26 protein-coding genes are annotated in these 23,325 nt (G+C 54.7%); 19 read left to right on the forward strand and 7 right to left on the reverse strand.

All coding sequences use genetic code 11. The features are described 5' to 3' along the window. Nucleotides 1-9 precede the first annotated feature (9 nt). The 10 genes from rfaF (at nt 10) to coaD (ending at nt 10,326) form a co-directional block, all read left to right on the forward strand. Complete coding sequence (gene rfaF, locus GVJ63_RS20380) at nt 10-1,065, forward strand: ADP-heptose--LPS heptosyltransferase RfaF (protein WP_010258260.1); 1,056 nt, start codon at nt 10-12, stop codon at nt 1,063-1,065. After that, entirely contained in the window at nt 1,053-2,030 is a 978-nt protein-coding gene (gene rfaC, locus GVJ63_RS20385; RefSeq protein ID WP_159227303.1) for a lipopolysaccharide heptosyltransferase RfaC, read from the forward strand. The genes rfaF and rfaC overlap by 13 nt, the downstream gene beginning before the upstream one ends. Next, entirely contained in the window at nt 2,027-3,103 is a 1,077-nt protein-coding gene (locus GVJ63_RS20390) for a glycosyltransferase family 9 protein (protein ID WP_010258264.1), read from the forward strand. The genes rfaC and GVJ63_RS20390 overlap by 4 nt, the downstream gene beginning before the upstream one ends. A gap of 9 nt (nt 3,104-3,112) precedes the next feature. Further along, nucleotides 3,113-4,117 (forward strand): glycosyltransferase family 8 protein, encoded by a 1,005-nt coding sequence (locus tag GVJ63_RS20395; protein ID WP_064690985.1) that lies wholly within the window; start codon nt 3,113-3,115, stop codon nt 4,115-4,117. Nucleotides 4,118-4,444: 327 nt separating this feature from the next. Next, complete coding sequence (locus tag GVJ63_RS20400; protein ID WP_191914759.1) at nt 4,445-5,431, forward strand: glycosyltransferase; 987 nt, start codon at nt 4,445-4,447, stop codon at nt 5,429-5,431. 73 nt (nt 5,432-5,504) lie between these two features. Next, nucleotides 5,505-6,581, forward strand: coding sequence for a putative lipopolysaccharide heptosyltransferase III (gene rfaQ, locus GVJ63_RS20405; RefSeq protein WP_010672090.1), 1,077 nt, complete (start codon nt 5,505-5,507; stop codon nt 6,579-6,581). After that, nucleotides 6,574-7,707, forward strand: coding sequence for a glycosyltransferase family 4 protein (locus tag GVJ63_RS20410; protein WP_010672091.1), 1,134 nt, complete (start codon nt 6,574-6,576; stop codon nt 7,705-7,707). The genes rfaQ and GVJ63_RS20410 overlap by 8 nt, the downstream gene beginning before the upstream one ends. A gap of 92 nt (nt 7,708-7,799) precedes the next feature. Beyond that, a complete protein-coding gene (gene waaA / locus GVJ63_RS20415; protein WP_159227304.1) occupies nt 7,800-9,074 on the forward strand; it encodes a lipid IV(A) 3-deoxy-D-manno-octulosonic acid transferase in 1,275 nt (424 codons plus the stop codon). Further along, a complete protein-coding gene (locus tag GVJ63_RS20420) occupies nt 9,074-9,850 on the forward strand; it encodes a glycosyltransferase family 2 protein (RefSeq protein WP_033773160.1) in 777 nt (258 codons plus the stop codon). Before waaA ends, GVJ63_RS20420 begins: the two co-directional genes overlap by 1 nt. Next, nucleotides 9,847-10,326 (forward strand): pantetheine-phosphate adenylyltransferase, encoded by a 480-nt coding sequence (gene coaD, locus GVJ63_RS20425; protein WP_010258279.1) that lies wholly within the window; start codon nt 9,847-9,849, stop codon nt 10,324-10,326. Before GVJ63_RS20420 ends, coaD begins: the two co-directional genes overlap by 4 nt. Here coaD and mutM read toward each other — a convergent pair. The 4 genes from mutM to radC form a co-directional block, all read right to left on the reverse strand. Next, nucleotides 10,323-11,132 carry a bifunctional DNA-formamidopyrimidine glycosylase/DNA-(apurinic or apyrimidinic site) lyase gene (gene mutM, locus GVJ63_RS20430; protein ID WP_031591878.1) on the reverse strand — a complete coding sequence of 270 codons (810 nt, stop codon included), beginning with the start codon at nt 11,130-11,132 and terminating at the stop codon, nt 10,323-10,325. The two genes, coaD and mutM, sit on opposite strands and share 4 nt — an antisense overlap. A 69-nt stretch (nt 11,133-11,201) precedes the next feature. After that, nucleotides 11,202-11,369: a 50S ribosomal protein L33 gene (gene rpmG, locus GVJ63_RS20435; protein ID WP_003024094.1), complete on the reverse strand. Its 168-nt coding sequence runs from the start codon at nt 11,367-11,369 to the stop codon at nt 11,202-11,204. Between the two features lie 19 nt (nt 11,370-11,388). Further along, entirely contained in the window at nt 11,389-11,625 is a 237-nt protein-coding gene (gene rpmB / locus GVJ63_RS20440) for a 50S ribosomal protein L28 (protein ID WP_006121249.1), read from the reverse strand. Nucleotides 11,626-11,866: 241 nt separating this feature from the next. Then, complete coding sequence (gene radC, locus GVJ63_RS20445; RefSeq protein ID WP_010258361.1) at nt 11,867-12,523, reverse strand: DNA repair protein RadC; 657 nt, start codon at nt 12,521-12,523, stop codon at nt 11,867-11,869. 180 nt (nt 12,524-12,703) lie between these two features. Between radC and coaBC the strand changes: the two genes are divergently transcribed. The 3 genes from coaBC (at nt 12,704) to slmA (ending at nt 15,077) form a co-directional block, all read left to right on the forward strand. Continuing rightward, nucleotides 12,704-13,924, forward strand: a complete 1,221-nt coding sequence (coaBC, locus tag GVJ63_RS20450; RefSeq protein ID WP_060681328.1) for a bifunctional phosphopantothenoylcysteine decarboxylase/phosphopantothenate--cysteine ligase CoaBC — start codon at nt 12,704-12,706, stop codon at nt 13,922-13,924. Beyond that, entirely contained in the window at nt 13,902-14,360 is a 459-nt protein-coding gene (gene dut, locus GVJ63_RS20455; protein WP_159227305.1) for a dUTP diphosphatase, read from the forward strand. The genes coaBC and dut overlap by 23 nt, the downstream gene beginning before the upstream one ends. A gap of 120 nt (nt 14,361-14,480) precedes the next feature. Continuing rightward, nucleotides 14,481-15,077: a nucleoid occlusion factor SlmA gene (gene slmA / locus GVJ63_RS20460; RefSeq protein ID WP_010258372.1), complete on the forward strand. Its 597-nt coding sequence runs from the start codon at nt 14,481-14,483 to the stop codon at nt 15,075-15,077. Between the two features lie 35 nt (nt 15,078-15,112). Here the strand turns inward: slmA and pyrE are convergent, their stop codons facing one another. Together pyrE and rph are read right to left on the reverse strand one after the other, a co-directional pair. After that, nucleotides 15,113-15,754, reverse strand: a complete 642-nt coding sequence (pyrE, locus tag GVJ63_RS20465) for an orotate phosphoribosyltransferase (protein ID WP_031591887.1) — start codon at nt 15,752-15,754, stop codon at nt 15,113-15,115. A 49-nt stretch (nt 15,755-15,803) separates the two neighbouring features. Beyond that, nucleotides 15,804-16,520 (reverse strand): ribonuclease PH, encoded by a 717-nt coding sequence (rph, locus tag GVJ63_RS20470; RefSeq protein ID WP_010258378.1) that lies wholly within the window; start codon nt 16,518-16,520, stop codon nt 15,804-15,806. A gap of 150 nt (nt 16,521-16,670) precedes the next feature. On the opposite strand from rph, the gene GVJ63_RS20475 reads away from it, so the two are divergent. Continuing rightward, nucleotides 16,671-17,855, forward strand: coding sequence for a NupC/NupG family nucleoside CNT transporter (locus GVJ63_RS20475; protein ID WP_010258380.1), 1,185 nt, complete (start codon nt 16,671-16,673; stop codon nt 17,853-17,855). Between the two features lie 38 nt (nt 17,856-17,893). Here GVJ63_RS20475 and GVJ63_RS20480 read toward each other — a convergent pair whose 3' ends face one another. Then, on the reverse strand, nt 17,894-18,319 hold the full coding sequence (locus GVJ63_RS20480; RefSeq protein WP_010672099.1) for a DUF3574 domain-containing protein: 426 nt from the start codon (nt 18,317-18,319) through the stop codon (nt 17,894-17,896). 155 nt (nt 18,320-18,474) lie between these two features. Between GVJ63_RS20480 and GVJ63_RS20485 the strand changes: the two genes are divergently transcribed. The 5 genes from GVJ63_RS20485 to GVJ63_RS20505 all read left to right on the forward strand — a co-directional run bounded on the left by GVJ63_RS20485 (nt 18,475) and on the right by GVJ63_RS20505 (nt 23,229). Then, nucleotides 18,475-19,338 (forward strand): YicC/YloC family endoribonuclease, encoded by an 864-nt coding sequence (locus tag GVJ63_RS20485; protein WP_010258384.1) that lies wholly within the window; start codon nt 18,475-18,477, stop codon nt 19,336-19,338. A gap of 423 nt (nt 19,339-19,761) precedes the next feature. Continuing rightward, on the forward strand, nt 19,762-20,685 hold the full coding sequence (gene lpxP / locus GVJ63_RS20490; RefSeq protein ID WP_010258386.1) for a kdo(2)-lipid IV(A) palmitoleoyltransferase: 924 nt from the start codon (nt 19,762-19,764) through the stop codon (nt 20,683-20,685). A 234-nt stretch (nt 20,686-20,919) separates the two neighbouring features. Continuing rightward, the gene (locus GVJ63_RS20495; RefSeq protein ID WP_061902121.1) at nt 20,920-22,062 is read left to right on the forward strand and encodes an alanine racemase; all 1,143 of its coding nucleotides are present in this window, start codon (nt 20,920-20,922) and stop codon (nt 22,060-22,062) included. A gap of 136 nt (nt 22,063-22,198) precedes the next feature. Beyond that, nucleotides 22,199-22,594 carry a hypothetical protein gene (locus GVJ63_RS20500; RefSeq protein WP_010258391.1) on the forward strand — a complete coding sequence of 132 codons (396 nt, stop codon included), beginning with the start codon at nt 22,199-22,201 and terminating at the stop codon, nt 22,592-22,594. Nucleotides 22,595-23,028: 434 nt separating this feature from the next. After that, the gene (locus GVJ63_RS20505; protein ID WP_010258393.1) at nt 23,029-23,229 is read left to right on the forward strand and encodes a hypothetical protein; all 201 of its coding nucleotides are present in this window, start codon (nt 23,029-23,031) and stop codon (nt 23,227-23,229) included. The last annotated feature ends 96 nt before the right edge of the window (nt 23,230-23,325 follow it).

Consider the following 23,325-nt stretch of genomic DNA (forward strand, 5'->3'; position numbering starts at 1 on the left):
GCTCCGGCGATGAAAATTCTGGTAATCGGCCCGTCGTGGGTCGGCGATATGATGATGTCGCAAAGTCTCTATCGCACCCTCAAGGCCGAACATCCCGATGCGGTGATTGACGTGATGGCACCTGCATGGTGCCGTCCGTTGTTGTCACGCATGCCGGAGGTGAATCAGGCGCTGGCGATGCCGCTTGGGCATGGCGCACTGGAAATCGGTGAGCGTCGCCGGTTGGGCAAAGTGCTGCGCGCCAGTCACTACGACCGCGCTTATGTGCTGCCTAACTCCTTCAAGTCGGCGCTGGTCCCCTTCTTTGCCGGAATAAAACGCCGCGTCGGCTGGCGCGGTGAAATGCGCTATGGCCTGCTGAATGATTTGCGCGTGCTGGATAAAGCCGCATTTCCACTGATGGTTGAGCGCTACGTTGCGCTGGGCTACGACACACCTGTTGCGTCGGCGGCGCAGCTGCCCCAGCCGCTGTTGTGGCCAAAACTGCAGGTTGAAGAGCAGGAAAAAATTGAAACGGCCGCACAGTTTCAGCTCGCCGCGACCCGTCCGGTCATCGGTTTTTGTCCGGGCGCTGAATTTGGTCCGGCCAAACGCTGGCCGCACTATCACTACGCCACGCTGGCCCGCCAGTTGATTGCTGAAGGCTTTCAGATCGTGCTGTTTGGCTCCGCCAAAGATCGCCCGACCGGCGAAGAGATTATCGCGGCGCTGCCCGAAGAGGCTCGCGGCCACTGCCGTAATCTGGCGGGTGAAACCCAGCTGGAACAGGCGGTGATTCTGCTGGCACAATGCCGTGCCGTGGTCAGCAACGACTCCGGCCTGATGCATATCGCCGCGGCGCTGGATCGTCCACTGGTGGCGCTCTATGGACCAAGCAGTCCTGACTTTACGCCGCCGCTGGCAAAGCAGGCGCGAATTATTCGCCTGATTACCGGCTATCACAAAGTGCGCAAAGGCGATGCCGAACAGGGCTATCACCAGAGCCTGATCGATATTCAGCCTGAACGTGTACATCAGACGCTGAGCGAACTGCTCGCGCCACAGGAGGTGCCATGCACGTCCTGATTGTTAAAACTTCGTCAATGGGCGATGTGCTGCATTCGCTCCCGGCACTGACCGATGCAATGCATGCCATTCCCGGCATCCGTTTCGACTGGGTAGTGGAAGAGAATTTCGCACAGATTCCTGGCTGGCATCCCGCAGTAGATAAGGTGTTACCGGTTGCGATTCGCCGCTGGCGCAAACACTGGTTTGGCAGTCAGCAGCGTGAAGAGCGCGTGCTGTTTAAGCGCGCGTTACAGTCACGTGAGTACGATATCGTGATTGATGCACAGGGCCTGATCAAAAGTGCCGCGCTGGTCACCCGCTTATCGAAAGGGGTGAAACATGGGCAGGACAGCCGTAGCGCGCGTGAGCCGTTCGCCAGCTGGTGGTATGACATCCGCCATGAGGTCAGTAAGCGACAGCACGCGGTTGAGCGGACGCGCGAACTGTTCGCCAAAAGCCTGGGCTATGAAAAGCCGCAAAGTCAGGGTGACTACGCGATTGCCGGACACTTTCTGCATCATCTGCCCGCTGACGCACATCATTACCTGGTCTTTCTGCATGCCACAACGCGTGACAACAAGCACTGGCCGGAATCACACTGGCGACAGCTGATTGAGCAGATGCAGCCCAGCGGGTTGCGGGTGAAATTGCCCTGGGGTGCTGAACATGAGCATCAGCGTGCGCAGCGCCTTGCAGAAGGATTTGAGCATGTCGATGTACTGCCTAAGCTGACGCTGGAAGCGATAGCACAACAGCTGGCGGGCGCACGCGCGGTGGTCTCAGTGGACACCGGATTGAGCCATCTGACGGCGGCACTGGATCGCCCCAACCTCACGCTGTATGGTCCGACCGATCCTGGATTGATTGGCGGTTACGGGCAGAACCAACAGGCACTGAGCGCCTCGAATCATAATCTGGCAGAGCTGACTGCTGACACGGTGGCAGAGAAACTGCGGGCCGTTATTACGGAAAACATGCCATGAACTATGTGCTGATCTACCTGCTGTTGCTGCCTTTCCGGGCCATAATGCGGCTGTTTTACCGGCCAACCGGACGCAGCCTGATCATCCAGACGGCAAAGATTGGTGATTTTATTAATATCACCCCGATGCTGCGCGCACTGGGTCAGTCTGAGTTGCTGATCAGCAAAGCGGTGGAGCCGCTGGCGCGTCACGATGACACGGTCAGCCGCTATTTCCTGATTGAAGAGGCGAAGCGCAGCTTTTTTGCCAAACTGAAGCTCGCGTTCACTCTGATGAACCGCTATGACAACGTCTATCTGGTGCAGCCAAACAGCGTGAACCTGTTTTTCGCCGCGCTCTGCAACGCACCGAACAAGCAGTTTCTGCGCACCTATGTGCGTAAGTCCTACCATAAGACCTTCTATCGCAGCGCCAGCGGTATTGTCGACCACACCAAAACGGATTTAACGCTCGACAGCTACCTGAAGCTGATTAATCGTGACTACCGCTACACCGATTTCCCTAAGCATGCGACCTCACCGCTCTGGCAGCCGCCTGCGCCGCCCGCCGCGCTGCTTAATCCGCGCAGCGGTATTAAAATTGGCATCAGTATTTCTGCCGGTAACCGGGCTAAAACCATTCCTGCCAGCATCTGGCAGCAGCTGATGGCGTCGCTGGCTGACCTGCCCTGCACCTTTTATGTGTTTGGCCCACCGGCTGAGCAGCCGTGGCTGGATGAGTTACTGAGCCTGACCGGCCCGAAAGACAATATCGTCAGTCTGATTGGTGAGCTAAAACTGGAAGAGGTTCCGTGGGCCATTGCACAGATGGATTTCTACATCTCCTCTGACTCTGGCAATGCTTATATTGCGGATGCGCAGCAGATACCGGTGATCATGCTTTATGGCCCGTGTGAAGTCCGGGAACAGCGTCCGGTCAATAACGTTTTGTTTATCGGACCGGATAATATTGCTGCGTCGACGTTCGTTTTTGCCACCCGTTTTCAGTTTGATCAGCCTGCTGAAAAATTATTCGGGCTGGATCACGATAAACTGACTAGAATACAAACGTTTATTACTCATAATCTGGAATAGTGAAGCGTAATGGCAATTACCCCTCTTGCTGAGGCCGTTCAGCAAAGTCAGCTGCTGGTTAACACGCTTGCTGACACGGATGATAATCCGGTTCATGTTGCGTTTGGCATCAACTACGCCTACGCGCGTGGCCTGGGCATTACGTTGTTTTCACTTCTCAGCCATCATCCTGATACCGCTTTCCACGCCCATGTTTTTTCAGACTCGCTTTGCGAAGAGGATGTGGAAAAACTGCGTTCACTGGCCACGGGTCATCGTCTGGCGATCACGCTGCATATCTTTAACCGTGCCTGGGTTGATCAGTTGCCTGCAGTCGGACGCTATCCCAAAAGTATCCACTACCGTTTCCTGATCCCGGAAACCGTGGCGAGCTACAGCGATCGGGTGATCTATATTGATGCTGACACCCTGGTGGTGGGCGACTACTCTCCCCTGTTCACGCTGGATATCACTGATTACACGCTGGCGGCCTGTAATGACACACCGCGAGCGCGACATAACCAGTGCGCAAGGCTGGGGCTGAAGCATCACCACTATTTCAACTCCGGTTTTATGCTGATTAATATTCCACGCTGGCTCGAAAGGCAGACCACCGCGCGCATTACCGACGTGCTGGTAACGCGGGGCGCAGAGTTTGGTTTTCCCGATCAGGATGCGCTGAATATCGTGCTGGAGGATGAGGTCCTGATCCTGCCAGACCGCTATAACCACATTTATGACATCATCGCCAATAAAGTCTGGGATCACTCGGACGTGCCTGAAGAGACGGTGATGATTCACTACACCGGTAAATGCAAACCCTGGCATGCATGGGCTGGCAGCGATCTTTCCCAGCGCTACTACAGCTATTACCAGCGCTCCCCCTGGGCTTCACAACCGCTTGATACGCCAAAGCATTATAAAGAGATGAAGCGATTCGCCCGCGTAAAGTGGCATCAGAAACAGTATGCTGAAAGCCTGAGCTGGATGATGAAGTATGTCAGTCTCAAGTTTTTTAAGCAGAGTGAGCAATAGCACACTCAGGTTTATCAGATTGATACGGGCGCTGTTATTTCAGCGCCTGACTTTCCCGCCATTTATCCCGCCAGCTGTTTGCCACGACCTCTGTAATAACGGCGCTGACAGCAAGCCAGCATAATAATCTGTTTACCTGCACGGCCACATTGCGTAAAAAAAGCGCATATAGCGCATTATTATTGTCGGGCGTGGTTTTTAGTAAAGCAGGGATGCAACATCGTTTTATAATTGTGAACTCCCTGATTTCACTCTGCTGATTTGGAAATGATTTATGACGAGGCAACGCCTTTTCGCAGTGAATACAATGCTGGTGCAGATATTGTCATGAGTACTTCTCCTCTGCTGAGTATCATTACCCCGATGTACAATGCGGGCAGCATGTTTGATGAGTTCATGCAGTCACTGCTGGCGCAGACGCTGACTCTGCTTGAGATCATTATCGTCGATGACGGTTCAACCGATGGCTCAGGCGAGCGCGCCGATCAGTATGCACAGCAGCATTCTCACATTCGTGTGATACATCAGGAAAATGGCGGCGTCTCGCGCGCCCGCAACGCCGGACTGGCGATTGCCCGCGGGAAATATGTCACCTTCCCTGATGCGGATGACACCATGCAACCCGATATGTATCAGACGCTGGTGACGCTGGCGGAGGCAGATAATCTGGATGCGGCACAGTGCAACGCCGAGTGGTTTTTCAAACACAGCCAGCGGGTAAAGCCGCTGATTCCGCTGGATCGCCTGCGCAGCACGCCGGTGCTGAGCGGTGCCGACTGGCTGAATACCGCGCTAAAAACCCATCGTTATATGCATGTGGTCTGGCTGGGCATCTATCGCCGGGAACTGATTGAGCAGCATCAGTTGCAGTTTGAACCCGGCCTGCATCATCAGGATATTCCCTGGACCACCGAGTTTATGCTGCTGGCAAAACGCGTGCGTTATACCGAAGCGGTACTCTATCGCTACTATATGCACGACGCCTCAATCAGCAATCGCAAACGTACCGGCGAGCGCAACGTAGAGTATCAGCGTCACTACATGAAGATTGCGCGACTGCTGGAAGAGCTCAATGACCGCTATCGTGACCGCGTGAAGATCTACCCGTCGTTTCACTATCAGGTGACCCATGAAGCGCTCAGCGTTTGCCACAGTGTAAGACGTGAGCCTGACGCCCGCGCACGCCAGGCAATCATTGCCGAGCTGTTCGCCACCCGGACACACCTGCGCATGTTACGCAACGCCCGGGGAATTAAGCAGTGGTATCAGTTGCTGTTGTGGCTGGCCCGGCTCTATCGCTGGCGTGATAAATAACCTTTGAGGCTGGCTTTATCCTAAAAAGGGTTTGCCCTACAATCGGTTCACTGAATTCTGAGAACTCTTGTTTATGGCCAGCCTGACTCCAGCAAACATCTCTCCAAAAAATATATTACTGATTAAGCTGCGCCATCATGGTGACATGCTGCTCACAACACCCGCCATCAATGCGCTTCATGAGCGTTATCCGCAGGCCAGCATCGACGTGTTGCTCTATCAGGAGACGCGTCCGATGCTGGAAGCGCATCCGGCTATCCGCCATTTGCACGTCATCGATCGTAAATGGAAGCAGGAGGGCACCTGGCGCAAGCTGGGCCATGAGCGTGCATTAATTCGCGCCATACGTGACGCACATTATGATCTGGTGATTAATCTGGCCGATCAGTGGCGGGCTGCCCTGATTACGCGGCTCTCTGCGGCACCCGTTCGCATCGGTTTTGCCTATAAAAAACGTGATAACGTCCTGTGGCGATGGTGTCACAATCAGCTGGTCTCCACACACAATCACAGCAAGCTGCATACCGTTGAGCAGAATATGTCGGCGCTGGCACCCCTCGGCATCAGCAGCGACGGCGCACGTGTCTCAATGCACTACAGCGACGCTGACCAGCAAATTGTGCTGACCCGACTGGCAGAACACCAGGTAACCGCGCCCTATATTGTGGTGCAGCCGACCTCACGCTGGGGCTTTAAATGCTGGGAAGAGGAGAGCGTTGCTGCCACGCTCGATCAGCTGGCGCAGCCGGGCCGCAAAGTGGTGCTGACCGCCGGGCCGGACAAACAGGAGCTGGCAATGATCAACCGCATTCGGGCACTGTGTGCGTCGCCGGATGTGGTTTCGCTGGCCGGTCAGTTTACTCTGCCGCAGCTGGCGGCGCTTATCGATCATGCCCGGCTGTTTATTGGTGTCGACTCTGCACCAATGCACATGGCCGCCGCACTTGAAACGCCCTGTATTGCGCTGTTTGGCCCGACCAAGCTGCAGCACTGGCGGCCATGGGGCGACAATAATCATGTCATCTGGGCGGGGGATTATGGCCCGCTGCCCTCACCCGATTCCATCGACACCAAAACAGACCAGCGTTATCTGTCGGCCATTCCGGTGAAGGATGTGGTCGCGGCAGCGAGGAGCTATCTGAATGAGTAAGTTACGGCTGGCGATTGTCCGGCAGAAATATCGTCCGGATGGCGGTGCCGAGCGTTTTATCTCGCGCGCGCTGGAAGCGCTGGGCAGCGAGCAGCTCGATCTCAACATCATTACCCGCAGCTGGCAGGGCACACCCAATCCTGACTGGCATCTGCATATCTGTAATCCTGCAAAGCTGGGCCGGGTATCCCGTGAGCGCGGTTTTGCCCTTGCAGCACGCGCCTGCTGGGAGCGCGAAAAGTTCGATATTGTGCAAAGCCACGAGCGCATCGCGGGCTGTGATATTTTTCGCGCGGGTGATGGTGTTCATCGCGTCTGGCTGGAACAGCGCGCCCGCATCGTCTCATCGTGGCAACGACTGAGTGCTGTGCTCAGCCCTTATCATCGCTATGTCCTGCAGGCGGAAGCGGAGATGTTTAACTCTCCGACGCTGAAAGCGGTGATCTGTAATTCTGAGATGGTAAAGCGCGATATCCTGCGCTGTTTCTCGCTCGACGCCGGAAAAATCCACGTTATTCATAATGCTATCGACGCCAGCCGTTTCCAGCCCGCCACGGAAGCAGCACGTCGCGCCACCCGTCAGCAGCTGGCGCTGCCCGATGCGGCCACCGTACTGATTTATGTCGGCTCCGGCTTCGAACGCAAGGGCTTGAAAGCGGCGATACAGGCGCTGGCTGCCAGCGACCGTTATCTGATTGTGGTGGGTCAGGATAAGCAACTGCAGCGTTATCAGCAGCTGGCAAATCAGCTTAACTGTCTGGACCGCCTGCGCTTTGTCGGCGTACAGCAGGATGTGCAGCCGTTCTATCACGCGGCTGATGGCCTGCTGCTGCCCACCCTCTACGATCCTTTTCCTAATGTGGTACTGGAGGCGATGGCCTGCGGCTTACCGGTGATTACCAGCACTGGCTGCGGTGGCGCAGAATTTATTACCGCTGGTCAGGAAGGCTTCGTCTGTGATGCGTTGGATATCAACGGGTTAAATCAGGCTGTTAATGCATTACCGGCGCTTTCCGTCGATTCACGAATGGGTGACGCGGCGCGGCGCAAAATTGAACCTTATGGTCCACAACGGCTGGCGCAGGCGCTGACTTCGCTTTATCAGCAGGTCCTGAGCAGCAACTGACAATGTGGGATGAGTGCATGCGGGGTTTCTGATAACATGCCGCCATCTGATTTTAATCTGCTTTTAGACGCGAATTTGCTGTAACGGTAACTATGACGACCTTTTACACCGCATTGCTCTACTTAATTCAGCCACTGATTTGGCTGCGCCTGTGGCTGCGCGGTCGTAAAGCGCCTGCCTATCGCAAACGCTGGGCAGAACGCTATGGCTATTGTGTCGGCAAAGTTAAGCCCGACGGCATTGTGCTGCACTCGGTCTCTGTGGGTGAAACCCTGGCCGCGATCCCGCTGGTGCGTGCTCTGCGTCATCGTTACCCGACCCTGCCGATTACCGTCACCACCATGACGCCTACCGGCTCTGAACGCGCGCAATCTGCATTTGGCAAAGATGTGCATCACGTCTATCTGCCTTATGATCTGCCGGGTTCGATTAATCGTTTTCTGGATACGGTCAACCCACGCCTGGTGATCATCATGGAAACCGAGCTGTGGCCGAATATTATCCGCATTCTGCACCAGCGTAATATTCCGCTGGTGATCGCCAATGCCCGCCTCTCGGCCCGATCGGCCAAAGGCTACCGCAAGCTGGGTAAATTCATGCGCCAGCTGTTGCAGAGCATCACGCTTATCGCGGCGCAGAATGCGGAAGATGGCGACCGTTTCCTGAGCCTGGGCCTGAAACGTTCTCAACTAACGATTACCGGCAGCCTGAAGTTTGATATTTCCGTGACGCCAGAACTGGCCGCCAGAGCGGTGACGCTGCGTCGTCAGTGGGCGCCGCGCCGTCCGGTGTGGATCGCCACCAGCACGCACGAAGGTGAAGAGGCCATTGTGCTGGATGCCCATCGCCGCCTGCTGCAGACCTTCCCGGATCTGCTGCTGATTCTGGTGCCCCGCCATCCCGAGCGTTTTAACGATGCCCGTGAACTGACGCAGGAACGCGGCTTCAGTTTTATCCTGCGCAGCAGCGGCGAGATCCCGTCTGGCTCAACGCAGGTGGTCATCGGAGATTCAATGGGCGAACTGATGCTGCTATACGGCATTGCCGATCTGGCCTTTGTCGGCGGCAGCCTGGTTGAACGGGGTGGACACAACCCGCTGGAGCCTGCTGCCCATGCGCTTCCGGTTCTGATGGGACCCCATATCTGGAACTTCAAAGATATCTGCAGCAAGTTGCAGGAAGGCCAGGGGCTGATCACCGTCACCGACGTGATTTCGCTGGAAAAAGAGGTCACCAACCTGTTACAGGATGATGATTACCGCCGTTATTACGGACGTCATGCGGTAGACGTGCTGCACCAGAATCAGGGTGCGCTACAGCGTCTGCTACAGTTACTCGAACCGCATCTGCCACCACGGGCCCACTAATGTCAGCACGCCAACGTCTTTCCGTGGTGATGATCGCCAAAAACGAAGCGGAACTGCTGCCTGAATGCCTGGCCTCGGTCAGCTGGGCCGATGAAATTATCGTGCTGGACTCAGGCAGCCATGACAACAGTGTCGAGATCGCCACGCAGGCTGGGGCGAAGGTCTACCTCAATGATGACTGGCAGGGCTATGGTATCCAGCGCCAGCGCGCGCAGCACTATGCCACCGGCGACATGATTCTGATGATCGATGCGGATGAACGCGTGACACCTGAACTGCGCGCCGCGATTGAGCAGGTGCTGGTCGCGCCACCCAGCCGTACGGTTTATAGCCTGGGCCGCAGTAATCTGTTTCTCGGCCGCTTTATGCGCCATAGCGGCTGGTATCCTGACCGCGTCATGCGACTCTACCCACGCACCTTCCGCTACAATGACAATCTGGTGCATGAATCACTGCAAAGTGACGGCGCGCCGGTGGTGGCATTACCCGGCGATCTGCAGCATCTGACCTGCCGCGATTTAATCGCCTTTCAGCGCAAGCAGCTGGCTTATGCCGAAGCCTGGGCTACGGAACGCCATCGGCGCGGTAAGCGTTGCAGCCTGTTTTCTCTGTTCAGCCATACGCTGGGCGCGTTTATGAAAACCCTGCTGCTGCGTGCCGGTTTTCTCGACGGAAAGCAGGGCTGGATTCTGGCGGTGGTCAATGCGCAATATACCTTCAATAAATATTCAGCCCTCTGGGCGCTGAATCATGCTTCGGCAAAAGGGCGAGTATGATCACGAAAGCCATCTATCCCGGAACGTTCGATCCTGTGACGCTCGGCCATCTCGACATCGTGACGCGGGCAGCGCAGATGTTTGATCAGGTCATTCTGGCCGTTGCCGCCAGCCCCAGCAAAAAACCAATGTTCAGCCTGGATGAGCGCGTGGCGCTGGCCGGTGAAGTGATAGCCCATCTGCCCAACGTTGAGGTGGTCGGATTCAGCGACCTGATGGCGAATTTCGCCCGTGACCAGCAGGCGAATGTGCTGGTTCGTGGCTTGCGTGCGGTGTCAGACTTTGAATATGAAATGCAGCTGGCGCAGATGAATCGTCACCTGCTGCCAACGCTGGAGAGTGTTTTCCTGATGCCGTCTGAAGGCTTCTCGTTTATCTCATCTTCGCTGGTCAAAGAGGTGGCGCGTCACGGCGGCGATGTTACCGCCTTCCTGCCCGCGCCGGTGCATCAGGCATTGCTGGCTAAACTGGCTTAATGCTGGCAGTTCGGGCACCAGTAGGTGCTGCGCTGCCCGTGTCTGCCGCTGACAATCGGCGTACCGCATGCCCGGCAGGGTTCGCCTGCCCGCCCATAAACCTGTAACTGCTGTGCAAAATAGCCGGGTTTACCGTCGCTCTGTAAGAAGTCACGCAGTGTGGTTCCGCCCTGCTCAATGGAGCGTAACAGCACCGCTTTGATGGTATTGACCAGCAGTTCCGCTTCGGCCTGCGACAGACTGCCGGCAGCACGATCGGGAATGATCCCGGCGGTAAACAGTGACTCGCTGGCGTAAATGTTGCCCACGCCCACCACCACTTTGTTATCCATCAGCCACTGCTTGATGAGCGTCCGCTTGCCGCGTGACTTCTCAAACAGGTAAGCGCCGTCAAACTCCTCGCTAAGCGGCTCCGGCCCGAGATGTGCCAGCACGCTGCTGCCCGCCAGATCGCTGCTCCAGAGCCATGCACCAAAGCGGCGCGGGTCGGTGTAGCGCAGCACTTTGCCGTTGCTCATGACCAGATCAACATGGTCATGCTTCGCCGCTGGCAGCTCTTCTGACAGCACGCGCAGGCTACCGGACATGCCAAGGTGGATAATGATCCAGCCATGCGGCAGCTCCAGCAGCAGATATTTCGCCCGGCGCTGCACACTGAGCACCGGCTGATCGCTCAGCGCCAGGATCTCCTGCGAAACAGGCCAGCGCAAACGTGAATTACGCACCACGGCGTGAAGGATGGTTTCACCGACCAAATGCGGTTCGATACCGCGACGGCTGGTTTCAACCTCTGGCAACTCTGGCATACCCTCTCCTCAGCGTTTTACACAAACAAAAAACCCGGCCGGAGCCGGGTTTTTAGCAGAACACTAAAATTACTTAATTTTAGCTTCTTTGTAGAGCACATGCTGACGTACAACCGGATCGAACTTTTTCAGTTCCAGCTTCTCTGGTTTAGTACGTTTGTTCTTCGTGGTGGTATAGAAGTGACCTGTACCAGCAGAGGAAACCAGCTTGATCTTCTCACGAATACCTTTAGCCATGATTCAGTTCCTTAGTACCTTAGTACTTCTCACCACGGGCACGCATATCGGCTAACACCGTATCAATGCCCTTTTTATCAATAATACGCATACCTTTAACAGATACACGCAGAGTAACGAAGCGCTTCTCGCTCTCAACCCAAAAACGGTGTGAGTGCAGGTTCGGAAGGAAACGGCGTTTCGTCGCGTTCATTGCGTGGGAACGGTTGTTACCCGTCACCGGACGCTTTCCAGTTACCTGGCAGACTCGTGACATGTCAATATCTCCAAAAATCAAATCAGCTCGAGCTTTAAAAATTAGGTTTGGGCCGCCTCGTCAGGCTTGCAGCCCGCCAGGCGAATTCCATGGAACCCGCTAAGCTGGCCTAACCGCCAAACCCGAGATTCTCAAAGGTGGCGTAGTATACGCCGCTCAGCCCAAGTGCTCAAGTCCCGAACAGATAAAGATCCCGAATGATCGGGCAAAAAGCCGCCACCTGGCGTGAAATTCCCCCCTGTCAGAGCCATCCCCGCTCGGCAAAGGAGACATATTCGCCATGCCCAATCACCAGATGATCGAGCAGACGGATGTCGAGTAGCTGGCAGGCTTCGCTGACTTTATGGGTCACTTCACGGTCTGCACGGCTCGGCTCCGCCATGCCCGACGGGTGATTATGCGCCAGTATCAGAGCGGCAGCATTGAGCTTCAGCGCTTCCCGGACGATCTCGCGGGGGTGAACTTCCACGCTGTTAATGGAACCAGAGAACATATTTTGTGCCCGTAGCACCCGATGCTGATTATCCAGAAACAGTGCCATAAAGATCTCACGCTCCTGATGGGCTAACAGACTTTGCAGATACTGGCGCGTGATTTGTGGATTTTCCATTGCGCTTTCGCGGGCCAGCTTACTGGCGAAAAAACGCTTCGCCAGTTCGGCAATCGCATGAAGTTGTGCCAGCTTGGCATCGCCGACCCCTTTAATTTCACCGAATGCCGCTTTGTCTGACGTCATGAGCTGATAAAGCGAGCCAAAACCGTCCAGCATCTGTCCGGCCAGCTCCAGGACGTTCTGTCCAGGCGATCCGGTACGGAGAAAAATGGCCAGTAGTTCGGTATCGCTGAGGGCATGCGCACCCAGCTTCCGGAGTTTTTCCCGTGGTCCCTTTATTTTCATGTCCGCTCTCCCTGAGATGAGCCTCAGCATGGCCCATCATGAAGAGTGCAGCTATCAGTGAAGCTGCAATCTACGAGACGGCTCGCAAACGCAGTCAGTGAAAAGGCGCATCCGCGCTTTTGTGATAAAGTCCGTGCATTCGCCGCCGCGAGCGGCAGAGAGCTTAGTGAGGCCAACATCATGATGGGATTAGCCGGCAAAAAAATTCTTCTTGGCGTGAGCGGCGGTATTGCTGCTTATAAAGCACCTGAGCTGGTGCGCCGCCTGCGCGATCGCGGTGCTGATGTCCGCGTGATGATGACAGAGGGTGCGAAAGCATTTATTACTCCGCTCAGCCTGCAGGCTGTCTCCGGCTATCCGGTATTTGACGATCTGCTTGATCCGGCAGCGGAGGCGGCGATGGGTCATATTGAACTGGCAAAATGGGCCGACCTTATTGTGCTGGCACCGGCCACTGCTGACCTGATTGCCCGTATTACTGCCGGTATGGCAAACGATCTGGTGACGACCGCCGTGTTAGCGACGGCCTCACCCGTGGCAGTGGTGCCCGCTATGAATCAGCAGATGTATCGTGCGGCGGTGACCCAGCATAACCTGCAGAGCCTGCAGGCGCGTGGCGTGCTGATTTGGGGACCGGACAGCGGCAGCCAGGCCTGCGGCGATGTCGGGCCGGGCCGGATGCTCGACCCGCTGGTGATTGTTGACCATGCGGTGCAGTGGGCCACGCCCGTCAACGATCTGCAACATCTCAACATTATGATTACCGCCGGCCCTACCCGTGAGGCGCTGGACCCGGTGCGCTACATCACTAACCACAGCTCCGGCAAAATGGGCTTTGCTATTGCCGACGCCGCCGCCAGACGCGGTGCACAGGTCACGCTGGTCAGCGGCCCGGTCAACCTGTCTGCGCCAGCGGGTGTGCGGCGAATTGATGTGACCAGCGCGCTGGAGATGCAGGCCGCCGTCATGAGTGAGATAGATAAACAACATATTTTCATTGCAAGCGCAGCCGTGGCAGACTACCGGGCAGCCGATATTGCGGCCGATAAAATCAAGAAACAGGGCGGCGATGATAACGTCACGCTGAACCTGGTAAAGAATCCCGATATTGTTGCCGGCGTCGCTGCACTTCAGGAAAACCGGCCGTTCGTCGTTGGATTTGCTGCTGAAACACAGAATGTGGAAGAATACGCCCGGCAAAAACGGGTGCGCAAGAATCTGGATCTGATCTGCGCTAACGACGTCGCTAAAGCCGGACAGGGGTTTAATAGCGACACCAATGCTCTTCACCTTTTTTGGCAGGATGGAGAAAAACGCTTACCGCTCAGCGATAAGTCTCTCCTTGGCCAACAATTAATAGACGAGATTGTCAGCCGTTATGATGAAAAAAATAGACGTTAAAATTCTGGATCCGCGCGTCGGCAAAGAGTTTCCACTGCCGACCTACGCGACTTCAGGTTCCGCTGGGTTAGATTTACGCGCCTGCATTGATGATGTTCTCGACATCGCACCAGGCATCACAACGCTGGTTCCGACCGGCCTGGCGATTCATATTGCCGACCCCGACCTGGCCGCTGTGATCCTGCCGCGCTCAGGCCTTGGCCATAAACATGGCATCGTGCTGGGCAACCTGGTGGGTCTGATTGACTCCGACTATCAGGGACAGCTGATGGTCTCGGTCTGGAATCGCGGCCAGGAAAGCTTCTCGCTGCAACCCGGCGATCGCATGGCACAACTGGTCTTTGTACCGGTGGTGCAGGCGGAATTTAACCTGGTCGAAGATTTCGACGCCAGCCTGCGCGGCGAAGGCGGCTTCGGCCACTCCGGTCGCCAGTAACCCGCATTACCGACTTTCACTTACGCCCGTTATTTTTTCCTCATCGCCACAGGACGCGTTCCTGTGGCAGATGCGTAGGTGTTGCCTGTTTTTAGGTGAATTTCAGGGGTCTTTAAGGTCATGGCAGAAAAAAAAGTCGCGAAGCGGAATCGTCGCGAAGAGATTTTGCAGGCGCTGGCGCAGATGCTGGAGTCGGGTGATGGCAGCCAGCGCATTACCACAGCCAAACTGGCAGCCACGGTGGGCGTTTCCGAAGCGGCGCTGTATCGTCACTTCCCGAGTAAGACACGAATGTTCGATAGCCTGATTGAGTTTATCGAAGACAGTCTGATTACCCGCATCAATCTGATCCTCAAGGATGAAAAAGAGACCATGACGCGTCTGCGTCTGATCGTGCAACTGATTCTGGGATTTGGTGAGCGTAATCCGGGACTGACGCGCATTCTGACCGGCCATGCATTGATGTTTGAGCAGGACCGACTGCAGGGACGCATCAATCAGCTGTTTGAGCGGATTGAAGTGCAGCTGCGACAGGTGATGCGGGAACGGAAAATGCGCGAGGGCGAAGCCTTTCAGGCTGATGAGGCGCTGCTGGCAAGTCAGTTGCTGGCTTTCTGTGAGGGTTTACTGTCACGGTATGTTCGTTCTGAATTTCGTTTCAGTCCTACCGCAGACTTTGAGGCTCGCTGGCCGCTGATTGCCGCCCAGCTGGCGTAAAGCGTAAAAGAAGGCGGGCATTGCGCCCGCCTCTGTTAAATCCCGTACGCTTTCTGATAGGCACGTACCTGGGCCAGATGATCAGCCATCTCAGGCTTCTCTTCCAGCCAGGCAATCAGATCTGCCAGCGTTATAATCGCGGTCACTTTGCAGCCGTAATCACGTTCCACTTCCTGAATCGCCGACATTTCTCCGCGTCCACGCTCCTGACGATCAAGCGAGACCAGCACGCCTGCCAGAGTGGCGTTGTGCGCACCGATAATATCCATCGACTCACGAATCGCGGTGCCTGCGGTGATCACATCGTCCACCAGCATCACTTTGCCCTGCAGCGGACTGCCAACCAGCAGGCCACCTTCGCCGTGATCTTTCGCTTCTTTACGGTTAAAGCAGTAAGGCACATCGCGGTCATGATGATCCGCCAGCGCCACCGCCGTGGTGGTGGCAATCGGAATGCCTTTATAGGCCGGGCCGAACAGCAGATCAAAATCAACAGCGCCATCCACCAGCGCCTGCGCGTAGAAGCGTCCCAGCAGCGCTAAATCCCGTCCGCTGTTAAACAGACCAGCATTAAAGAAATAGGGGCTTTTACGCCCGGACTTCAAAGTGAACTCACCGAACTTCAGCACCTGCTTGTTCAGGGCAAATTCAATAAACTGACGCTGCCAGGCTTTCATTTCTCACTCCTCAAATAAAGAAAAGGCGACTCTGAGGTCGCCTGTTACATCAATTTTCCAGCGCTGCTTTCTGCGCCTGAATTAATTCCTCAATTCCGCCCCGAGCCAGCGCCAGTAGCGTCAGCAACTCTTCATGGCTGAACGGTTCGCCTTCGGCAGTGCCCTGCACCTCGATCATGCGGCCATCTTCCAGCATCACGACGTTCATGTCGGTTTCTGCGGCTGAGTCTTCAACATACTCCAGATCGCACAGCGCTTCGCCTTTGACGATGCCCACTGAAATCGCCGCGACCATGCCCTTCATCGGGTTCGCTTTCAGTTTGCCGCTGGCCACCAGCTTGTTCAGCGCATCAGCCAGCGCCACGCAGGCTCCGGTGATTGATGCGGTGCGAGTGCCGCCATCGGCCTGGATCACGTCACAGTCGAGCGTAATAGTAAATTCACCCAGCGCTTTAAGATCAACCGCGGCGCGCAGTGAACGGGCGATCAGACGCTGAATCTCCAGCGTACGGCCGCCCTGCTTGCCTTTTGCGGCTTCACGCGCCATACGGCTGTGGGTCGAACGCGGCAGCATGCCATATTCGGCCGTTACCCAACCCTGGCCCTGGCCTTTGAGGAAACGCGGAACCCCTTCGTCTACCGAGGCAGTGCAAAGCACTTTCGTTTCGCCGAATTCCACCAGAACGGAACCCTCTGCGTGTTTGGTGTAATTGCGGGTCAATGTGACTGGACGCACCTGTTGTGCGCTACGGCCTGCTGGACGCATGGGTATTCTCCGGCTTGCTAATGATTGGCTGCGCATTATACGGACTTCCTTGTCCGCTGTCTCTTACGCTGGTCTGACGCAGGCATCAGATGAAATTCCCCGCCAGCTGTGGCTAAATGCGCGTTCCTTTCTCTCTGATAAAAAAGACATATGGCCACCATTCTTCATTTCCTGCTGGCGCTGGTGGTGATCTTCGCCCTTGCGCTGCTGGTCAGTCATGACCGTAAACAGATTCGTCTGCGCTTTATTGTTCAACTGATTGTGGTGGAAGCCGCGCTGGGTTGGTTCTTCCTTCACTCTGCCGGGGGTCTGGCGCTGGTCGGCTCGTTCGCCGGTTTCTTTGAGACGCTGCTGGGTTTTGCCGCACAAGGCACGGAGTTCGTGTTTGGCGGAATGAGTAAGCAGGGGCTGGCATTTATCTTCCTTGGCGTGCTCTGCCCGATTGTCTTTATTTCGGCACTGATCGGCATATTGCAGCACTGGCGCATCCTGCCGCTGCTGATCCGTATTTTCGGGACGCTGCTGTCGAAGATTAACGGCATGGGCAAACTGGAGTCGTTCAACGCCGTCAGCACGCTGATTCTTGGGCAGTCGGAAAACTTCATCGCTTATAAAGGGATTCTGGGTGATATCCCGCCGCGCCGGCTCTACACCATGGCGGCGACCGCGATGTCTACCGTTTCGCTGTCGATTGTCGGTGCTTATATGTCGATGATCGAACCGAAGTATGTGGTTGCGGCACTACTGCTTAACATGTTCAGCACCTTTATTATCCTGTCGATCATCAACCCGATGAAAAGCCAGGATGAGCAGCCTATCGCGCTGGATAAACTGCATGAAGAGCAGAGCTTCTTTGAGATGCTGGGTGAGTACATCCTGGCAGGCTTCAAAGTCGCGATGATTATTCTGGCCATGCTGATTGGCTTTATTGCCCTGATTGCTGCCGTCAACGCGCTGTTTGCGGCGGTGTTCGGCTACAGCTTCCAGCAGCTGCTCGGCTACCTGTTCTATCCTCTGGCCTGGCTGATTGGCATTCCCAAAGCCGATGCCCTGCAGGCGGCCAGCATCATGGCAACCAAACTGGTGGCGAATGAGTTTGTGGCGATGATTGAACTGCAGAAAGTCGCGGCGGGCATGAGTGCGCGTGGGCTGGGTATTCTGTCGGTGTTCCTGGTCTCGTTCGCTAACTTTGCCTCTATCGGCATTGTGGCGGGCGCAATAAAAGGACTGAATGAGAAACAGGGAAATGTAGTTTCCCGTTTTGGCTGGAAGCTGGTCTATGGCTCCACGCTGGTCAGTCTGCTCTCCGCAGCCTTTGCCGGTCTGTTTATCTGATTATTCAACGGGCGGCAGTTCTGCCGCCCGCTTTCGCCTTAGAATCCGACGCAGACGGGTGCATCCACCCGCATAACCGACTCCTGACCAAACCGTTTTTTATAGAGGCTGCGTAACGCCTCAATATCAACGTTGGTGGCGGGGTCGATCCCGTGGATCAGCATCAACGCCTTACTGTTCTCCCGTGCCAGCTGACCGTTCTCGCCCAGCCATTGCCCTTTGGCATCATAGACCGACAGGCCCGCTTTAAACCGTGGCGTGACCTCATTATCCACGAAGTTCATCCAGTCGAGTGAACTCACCCTGCCGCCATCAGGCTTGCTCAGTCCAAACCACAACGTGGTCTGCATCATCATGTCGCCACCCGCACAGATGGGTTGCGGTTTAGTGGGCGGCGAGTGGCGTGCCTGGCAACCTGCCAGCAGCAGAGCCATCACAACAGGAAGGGCAATAACGCGAGACATAGATCAGTCATCCTCACAAAGGGTCAATGGTCATCATAAGTGGCTGTCGCTGAAAGCGGAAATGGTTCGTTATTTTCCTGTGCGACGCTTATGCCTGTTATGCCGTGGCTCGCCTCGCTATACTTCACCCATCTTTCCGCAAATGAGTACCGCTTATGATCCGCAGTATGACCGCTTATGCCCGCAGCGAAGCCAAAGGCGAATGGGGCAGCGCCGCCTGGGAGCTGCGTTCCGTGAACCAGCGTTATCTGGAAACCTACATCCGCCTGCCGGAACAGTTTCGTGGGCTGGAGCCGGTTATCCGCGAGCGCATTCGCCAGCGTCTGACGCGCGGTAAAATTGAGTGCAACCTCCGTTATGATGCCGATCCCAGCGCACAGGGCGAACTGATGCTCAACGAAACGCTGGCGAAACAGCTGGTGCAGGCTGCCAACTGGGTAAAAATGCAGAGCGACGAAGGCGCGATTAATCCGCTGGATATTCTGCGCTGGCCGGGTGTGATGTCTGCGCAGGAACAGGATCTGGATGCCATCAACACCCAGTTGTTGCAGGCACTGGATGGTGCGCTTGATGACTTTATTGCGGCACGTGAAAGCGAAGGTACCGCCCTGAAAGCGATGATTGAGCAGCGTCTGGAAGGCGTCTCGCAGGAAGTCAGCAAAGTGCGCGCGCAGATGCCTGAGGTGATCAAATGGCAGCGTGAGCGGCTGGTCGCCAAACTGGAAGATGCTGAAGTCCAGCTGGAAAACAATCGCCTTGAGCAGGAACTGGTGATGATGGCGCAGCGTGTTGACGTTTCTGAAGAGCTGGATCGTCTGGATGCGCACGTTAAAGAGACTTACAACATCCTGAAAAAGAAAGAAGCAGTTGGCCGCCGTCTCGACTTTATGATGCAGGAGTTCAATCGTGAGTCGAACACGCTGGCTTCGAAGTCGATCAACGCCGAAATCACTACGTCAGCTATTGAACTGAAGGTGCTGATTGAGCAGATGCGCGAGCAGATTCAGAATATCGAGTAATTTCCACTCAACAAAGCGCTCGCAGTAGCGCTTTGTTCCCCTCTCAGGCGCTGTCAGCACTTAAAGAGTTAGCTCCTTCCGCGAATTGATCGCTTTTTCAGCGCGGCCAGCATCAGAATCAGGTAAAGATAAATAAATAATCATTTCCAGACTGTTCCTGAAACGGCCTCGCTTACAATTAAAGCTGCTTTCAGGCTTAGATTAAGCAGTTGAAAAATAATGATTTTATATGATTAATGTACTTTTATAGCCGGTATTAACTCCTCTCCATGAAACAGGTCAATCCTGTAGATGCCGGAGTTTCCCTTTCTTTGAAGGCACTTTTTGATAAAATGTTGGTCGAAATCAGTACAGCTGTACCGCCTTAAGACTCATGGAAGTGCTCTTTGTGCGATGCATCCCTCTATCCCATGAAGGTTGTTAATGAAAAACACCGGAAAATTTAGCAGTTCGCTGCTGCATCCGCGTTATTGGTTTACCTGGTTTGGCCTTGGCGTACTCTGGCTGCTGGTCCAGCTCCCCTATCCTGTTCTTATGCGTCTCGGTGCCGGTGCCGGCAAAATCTCTCGCCATTTCCTGCAGCGCCGCGAGCGTATTACCCGTCGTAACATCGAACTCTGCTTTCCGGGCATCAGCGAAGAAAAAACAGAACATATGATTGCCGGCAATTTTGCGTCGCTCGGGATGGCGCTGGCTGAAACCGGTGTTGCCTGGTTCTGGTCTGACCGTGCGGTAAGACGTCTGTTTAAAGTGTCGGGAATGGAAAACCTGCATGCCGCGCAGAAAGAAAAGCGAGGCGTGATGCTGATTGGTGTGCATTTCATGTCACTGGAGCTGGGCGGCCGCATCAGCGGACTCTGTCAGCCAATGATGGCGATGTATCGCCCACACAATAACCAGGCGATGGAGTATGTGCAGACCAAAGGGCGGATGCGCTCAAATAAAGCGATGATCGACCGTCGTGATCTACGCGGTATGGTTAATGCCCTGAAACAGGGTGAATCGGTCTGGTTTGCGCCTGACCAGGATTACGGCCCTAAAGGCAGCACCTTTGCGCCGCTGTTTGCGGTGGAAAAAGCCGCCACGACTAACGGGACTTTTGTTTTGTCGCGTCTGGCGAAGCCAGCGATGGTGCCGATTATGCTGATTCGTAATCCAGGAAATGATGGCTACCATTTGATCATCGAACCGATGCTGGAAAATTATCCTCATACGGACGAGGCTGCTGCTGCAGCTTATATGAACAAAGTGATCGAAAATCAGATCCTTCGCGCACCCGAACAGTACCTTTGGCTGCATCGTCGCTTCAAAACCCGGCCACCGGGTGAAAAGTCGCTCTACGTCTGAGTTAACTGATAAAGCAGGCCTCGTGCCTGCTTTGTTGTTTTAATCTGCTGAACGACATCTGCTTTACGTCCACTCTCTCATTCTCGTTTGCTATGCTCTTATACTGCCTCTGCCGTTATAGCTACCTCTACAGTTTCTGCTGTTCAGCACACCTGTCTGCGTCCGGCAGGCTGGTATCAAAGAGATAATTAAGGAATGATGAATCCTCTTACCTCGTCAATGCCGGACAATCTTATGGATATCAACGATACACAGCAGTGGCAGCGTCCGCTGATTGATGATCGCCTTACGCCCTATATTGAAGTGGATGCAGAGCGCCTGGAGCAGAACCTGCAGCATATGCAGCGCAAAGCCAGTGCGGCAGGCGTCGCGTTGCGACCCCATATCAAAACGCATAAAAGCGTCTGGATTGCGCAGCGTCAGATCGCGTCCGGTGCCCAGGGTGTTACCGTCTCTAAGCCCAGCGAAGGCATCAGCTTTATTCAGGGCGGTGTTCGTGATCTGCTATTAGCCTACCCGATTGTGCAACCGCAAAGCGTGGCTGAATTGCTGCGCCACGCCGTGCTTCATCAGGCAAAGCTCACCCTGATTGCGGACAGGCTGCAGGGCGTGGCGGCTATTGCTGATGCCTGCCAGCAGCAACCGGAATGCGACCTGGCGGTAGCGATTAAGGTGGATGTTGGATTACATCGGATAGGTGTCAATCCTGATACAGATGAAGCGGTGCTGATTGCTCAGGCGCTGCAGGACAAAGGGTTACGCTTTGCCGGATTAGTGTCACATGCTGGCCACGCTTATGGTGCCGGGAATGCCGCGGCCATTGCGGATGTCGCCCGGCAGGAAACGGCATTGATGCAGCGAGTACAGGCAAAACTGCAGGCGGCTGGTTTTACCGACTGCCCTCTCTCTGTAGGTTCAACGCCTACGGCGCTGGCAGCAGAGATTGCACCCTGCATTAATGAAATCCGGCCCGGAAACTATGCACTACTGGACCTTACCGCCTGCCGTCTCGGATTAAGTCACGTCGATCAGCTGGCAATGAGCGTCATTACCCGTGTCGTGGCGGTGAACGATCATTTCGCGATTGTGGATGCCGGGTCAAAAATGCTGAGTTCGGATAAAGGGCCACACGGCACCAATGCCAGCGGCTTTGGTGTGGCAGCCGACGAAGCGGGTCAGACTTATGAAGTGACAAAATTATCTGAGGAGCACGGTTTTCTGCTTTATCAGGATCGCCGCCCTGAAGTCGGCACGCTGCTGCGTATCTTCCCTAATCACAGTTGTGCCGTGATGGCGCAGTCGGACGGATTTGTTCTGCGGCACGCTAACGGCCATAGCGAAGATCATGTGGTTTCTGCGCGCGGCAATTTCATCTGAGTCAGTGGCAGACAGCATCATCCGTTGTCTGCCATTTGTACGAAACCCTTTCAACACCACACTTCTGCTGTTACAGCGTTTTAACAAGCCTGGCCTCATGCTTTAATGCTTTTTTAGCTTATTCACTGGAGGTTACATGCTCTCCTCTCGCACTCTGAGCCTGACGATTCCACGTCACTGGTTAGATCTTTATGAAACCATCTGGAAGCCAGAGTTTTTCCCAAAGTGGGCTTCCGGGCTGACGCACAGTGCGTTAGAACCCGATGGCAATCGCTGGCGTGCTAAAGGCCCCCAGGGCAATGTGAAGATCCGGTTCTCGCCACATAATCCGTTTGGGGTAATGGATCACTGGATTGATAGCGGCTCGGGAAAGGAGATCTACGTACCGATGCGCGTGATAGCAAACGAACAGGGCGCCGAGGTGATGGTAACGGTTTATCGCCAGCCATTTACTTCAGATGAGAAATTTAAGCAGGATATTGAATGGGTTAGCAACGATCTTGAGAAACTCAACCAGCTTCTTACACAATAAATCAATGACTTAGCGCGCCTTTTTCTCTGCATTTATCACTGGCCGTTAATGAAAAAAAATAGAAAAACTTTCGACGATAAAGCATAAAGCGCTTATCTGATTACTCATCATCCTTACGCATTTATCACCAACCCTGCTTAAGCATCGCTGCCAGGAAAAATCCTGGCAAAATCCTCTGAAAGGCAGGCGCCCCCCTCTGATTTCGGGCCTCCTTGTTTGCCGCACAAACAATTTCTGACTGACCCATACATTAATCATTAACAATCGTTTATTAGCAATCTGCTGAGGATTTAATATTTATCATGCATAAAGTGAAACCATTTATTTCTGCGGTCGCGTAATCAGACTTTTCTTATGGTGTTAAATTAAATAAAACAATGTATAAATCATTCCACACACAGCAATACCCATAATGATAAAGCAGGAAAAAAGTCATGGACCGCTCAACGTATCCTTTGTTATCAGAAAAAGAATGCGTTGAGATTGCCGCAAGGATGCTGGCAGGAGAATATAAAACTACAACAGGATTTATTCGTGATCTGGCGGAATTCTTATTCGCTGAAGGGAATTCCGCCATGACACGAAACAGCGATTTTACCAGGGATATCTTTTTTATCCAGGCATCATTTGATTGAATCCATAATAACATGGCAAGCCTGTAAAGCGTTTTCAGGACTTCGGCCGGAAAAATTGCACTAACTAACGGTGTTACAGCAACCTCTCCTTGCCGT

Source organism: Pantoea sp. 18059 (assembly GCF_902706165.1).
Taxonomy (GTDB): Bacteria; Pseudomonadota; Gammaproteobacteria; order Enterobacterales; family Enterobacteriaceae; genus Pantoea; species Pantoea agglomerans.

Excerpts from the sequence above, each read along its gene's own strand:
- rfaF (WP_010258260.1), top strand. The coding sequence starts at position 10 with ATGAAAATTCTGGTAATCGGCCCGTCGTGGGTCGGCGATATGATGATG.
- rfaC (WP_159227303.1), top strand. The coding sequence starts at position 1,053 with ATGCACGTCCTGATTGTTAAAACTTCGTCAATGGGCGATGTGCTGCAT.
- GVJ63_RS20390 (WP_010258264.1), top strand. The coding sequence starts at position 2,027 with ATGAACTATGTGCTGATCTACCTGCTGTTGCTGCCTTTCCGGGCCATA.
- GVJ63_RS20395 (WP_064690985.1), top strand. The coding sequence starts at position 3,113 with ATGGCAATTACCCCTCTTGCTGAGGCCGTTCAGCAAAGTCAGCTGCTG.
- GVJ63_RS20400 (WP_191914759.1), top strand. The coding sequence starts at position 4,445 with ATGAGTACTTCTCCTCTGCTGAGTATCATTACCCCGATGTACAATGCG.
- rfaQ (WP_010672090.1), top strand. The coding sequence starts at position 5,505 with ATGGCCAGCCTGACTCCAGCAAACATCTCTCCAAAAAATATATTACTG.
- GVJ63_RS20410 (WP_010672091.1), top strand. The coding sequence starts at position 6,574 with ATGAGTAAGTTACGGCTGGCGATTGTCCGGCAGAAATATCGTCCGGAT.
- waaA (WP_159227304.1), top strand. The coding sequence starts at position 7,800 with ATGACGACCTTTTACACCGCATTGCTCTACTTAATTCAGCCACTGATT.
- GVJ63_RS20420 (WP_033773160.1), top strand. The coding sequence starts at position 9,074 with ATGTCAGCACGCCAACGTCTTTCCGTGGTGATGATCGCCAAAAACGAA.
- coaD (WP_010258279.1), top strand. The coding sequence starts at position 9,847 with ATGATCACGAAAGCCATCTATCCCGGAACGTTCGATCCTGTGACGCTC.
- mutM (WP_031591878.1), bottom strand. The coding sequence starts at position 11,132 with ATGCCAGAGTTGCCAGAGGTTGAAACCAGCCGTCGCGGTATCGAACCG.
- rpmG (WP_003024094.1), bottom strand. The coding sequence starts at position 11,369 with ATGGCTAAAGGTATTCGTGAGAAGATCAAGCTGGTTTCCTCTGCTGGT.
- rpmB (WP_006121249.1), bottom strand. The coding sequence starts at position 11,625 with ATGTCACGAGTCTGCCAGGTAACTGGAAAGCGTCCGGTGACGGGTAAC.
- radC (WP_010258361.1), bottom strand. The coding sequence starts at position 12,523 with ATGAAAATAAAGGGACCACGGGAAAAACTCCGGAAGCTGGGTGCGCAT.
- coaBC (WP_060681328.1), top strand. The coding sequence starts at position 12,704 with ATGATGGGATTAGCCGGCAAAAAAATTCTTCTTGGCGTGAGCGGCGGT.
- dut (WP_159227305.1), top strand. The coding sequence starts at position 13,902 with ATGATGAAAAAAATAGACGTTAAAATTCTGGATCCGCGCGTCGGCAAA.
- slmA (WP_010258372.1), top strand. The coding sequence starts at position 14,481 with ATGGCAGAAAAAAAAGTCGCGAAGCGGAATCGTCGCGAAGAGATTTTG.
- pyrE (WP_031591887.1), bottom strand. The coding sequence starts at position 15,754 with ATGAAAGCCTGGCAGCGTCAGTTTATTGAATTTGCCCTGAACAAGCAG.
- rph (WP_010258378.1), bottom strand. The coding sequence starts at position 16,520 with ATGCGTCCAGCAGGCCGTAGCGCACAACAGGTGCGTCCAGTCACATTG.
- GVJ63_RS20475 (WP_010258380.1), top strand. The coding sequence starts at position 16,671 with ATGGCCACCATTCTTCATTTCCTGCTGGCGCTGGTGGTGATCTTCGCC.
- GVJ63_RS20480 (WP_010672099.1), bottom strand. The coding sequence starts at position 18,319 with ATGTCTCGCGTTATTGCCCTTCCTGTTGTGATGGCTCTGCTGCTGGCA.
- GVJ63_RS20485 (WP_010258384.1), top strand. The coding sequence starts at position 18,475 with ATGATCCGCAGTATGACCGCTTATGCCCGCAGCGAAGCCAAAGGCGAA.
- lpxP (WP_010258386.1), top strand. The coding sequence starts at position 19,762 with ATGAAAAACACCGGAAAATTTAGCAGTTCGCTGCTGCATCCGCGTTAT.
- GVJ63_RS20495 (WP_061902121.1), top strand. The coding sequence starts at position 20,920 with ATGGATATCAACGATACACAGCAGTGGCAGCGTCCGCTGATTGATGAT.
- GVJ63_RS20500 (WP_010258391.1), top strand. The coding sequence starts at position 22,199 with ATGCTCTCCTCTCGCACTCTGAGCCTGACGATTCCACGTCACTGGTTA.
- GVJ63_RS20505 (WP_010258393.1), top strand. The coding sequence starts at position 23,029 with ATGGACCGCTCAACGTATCCTTTGTTATCAGAAAAAGAATGCGTTGAG.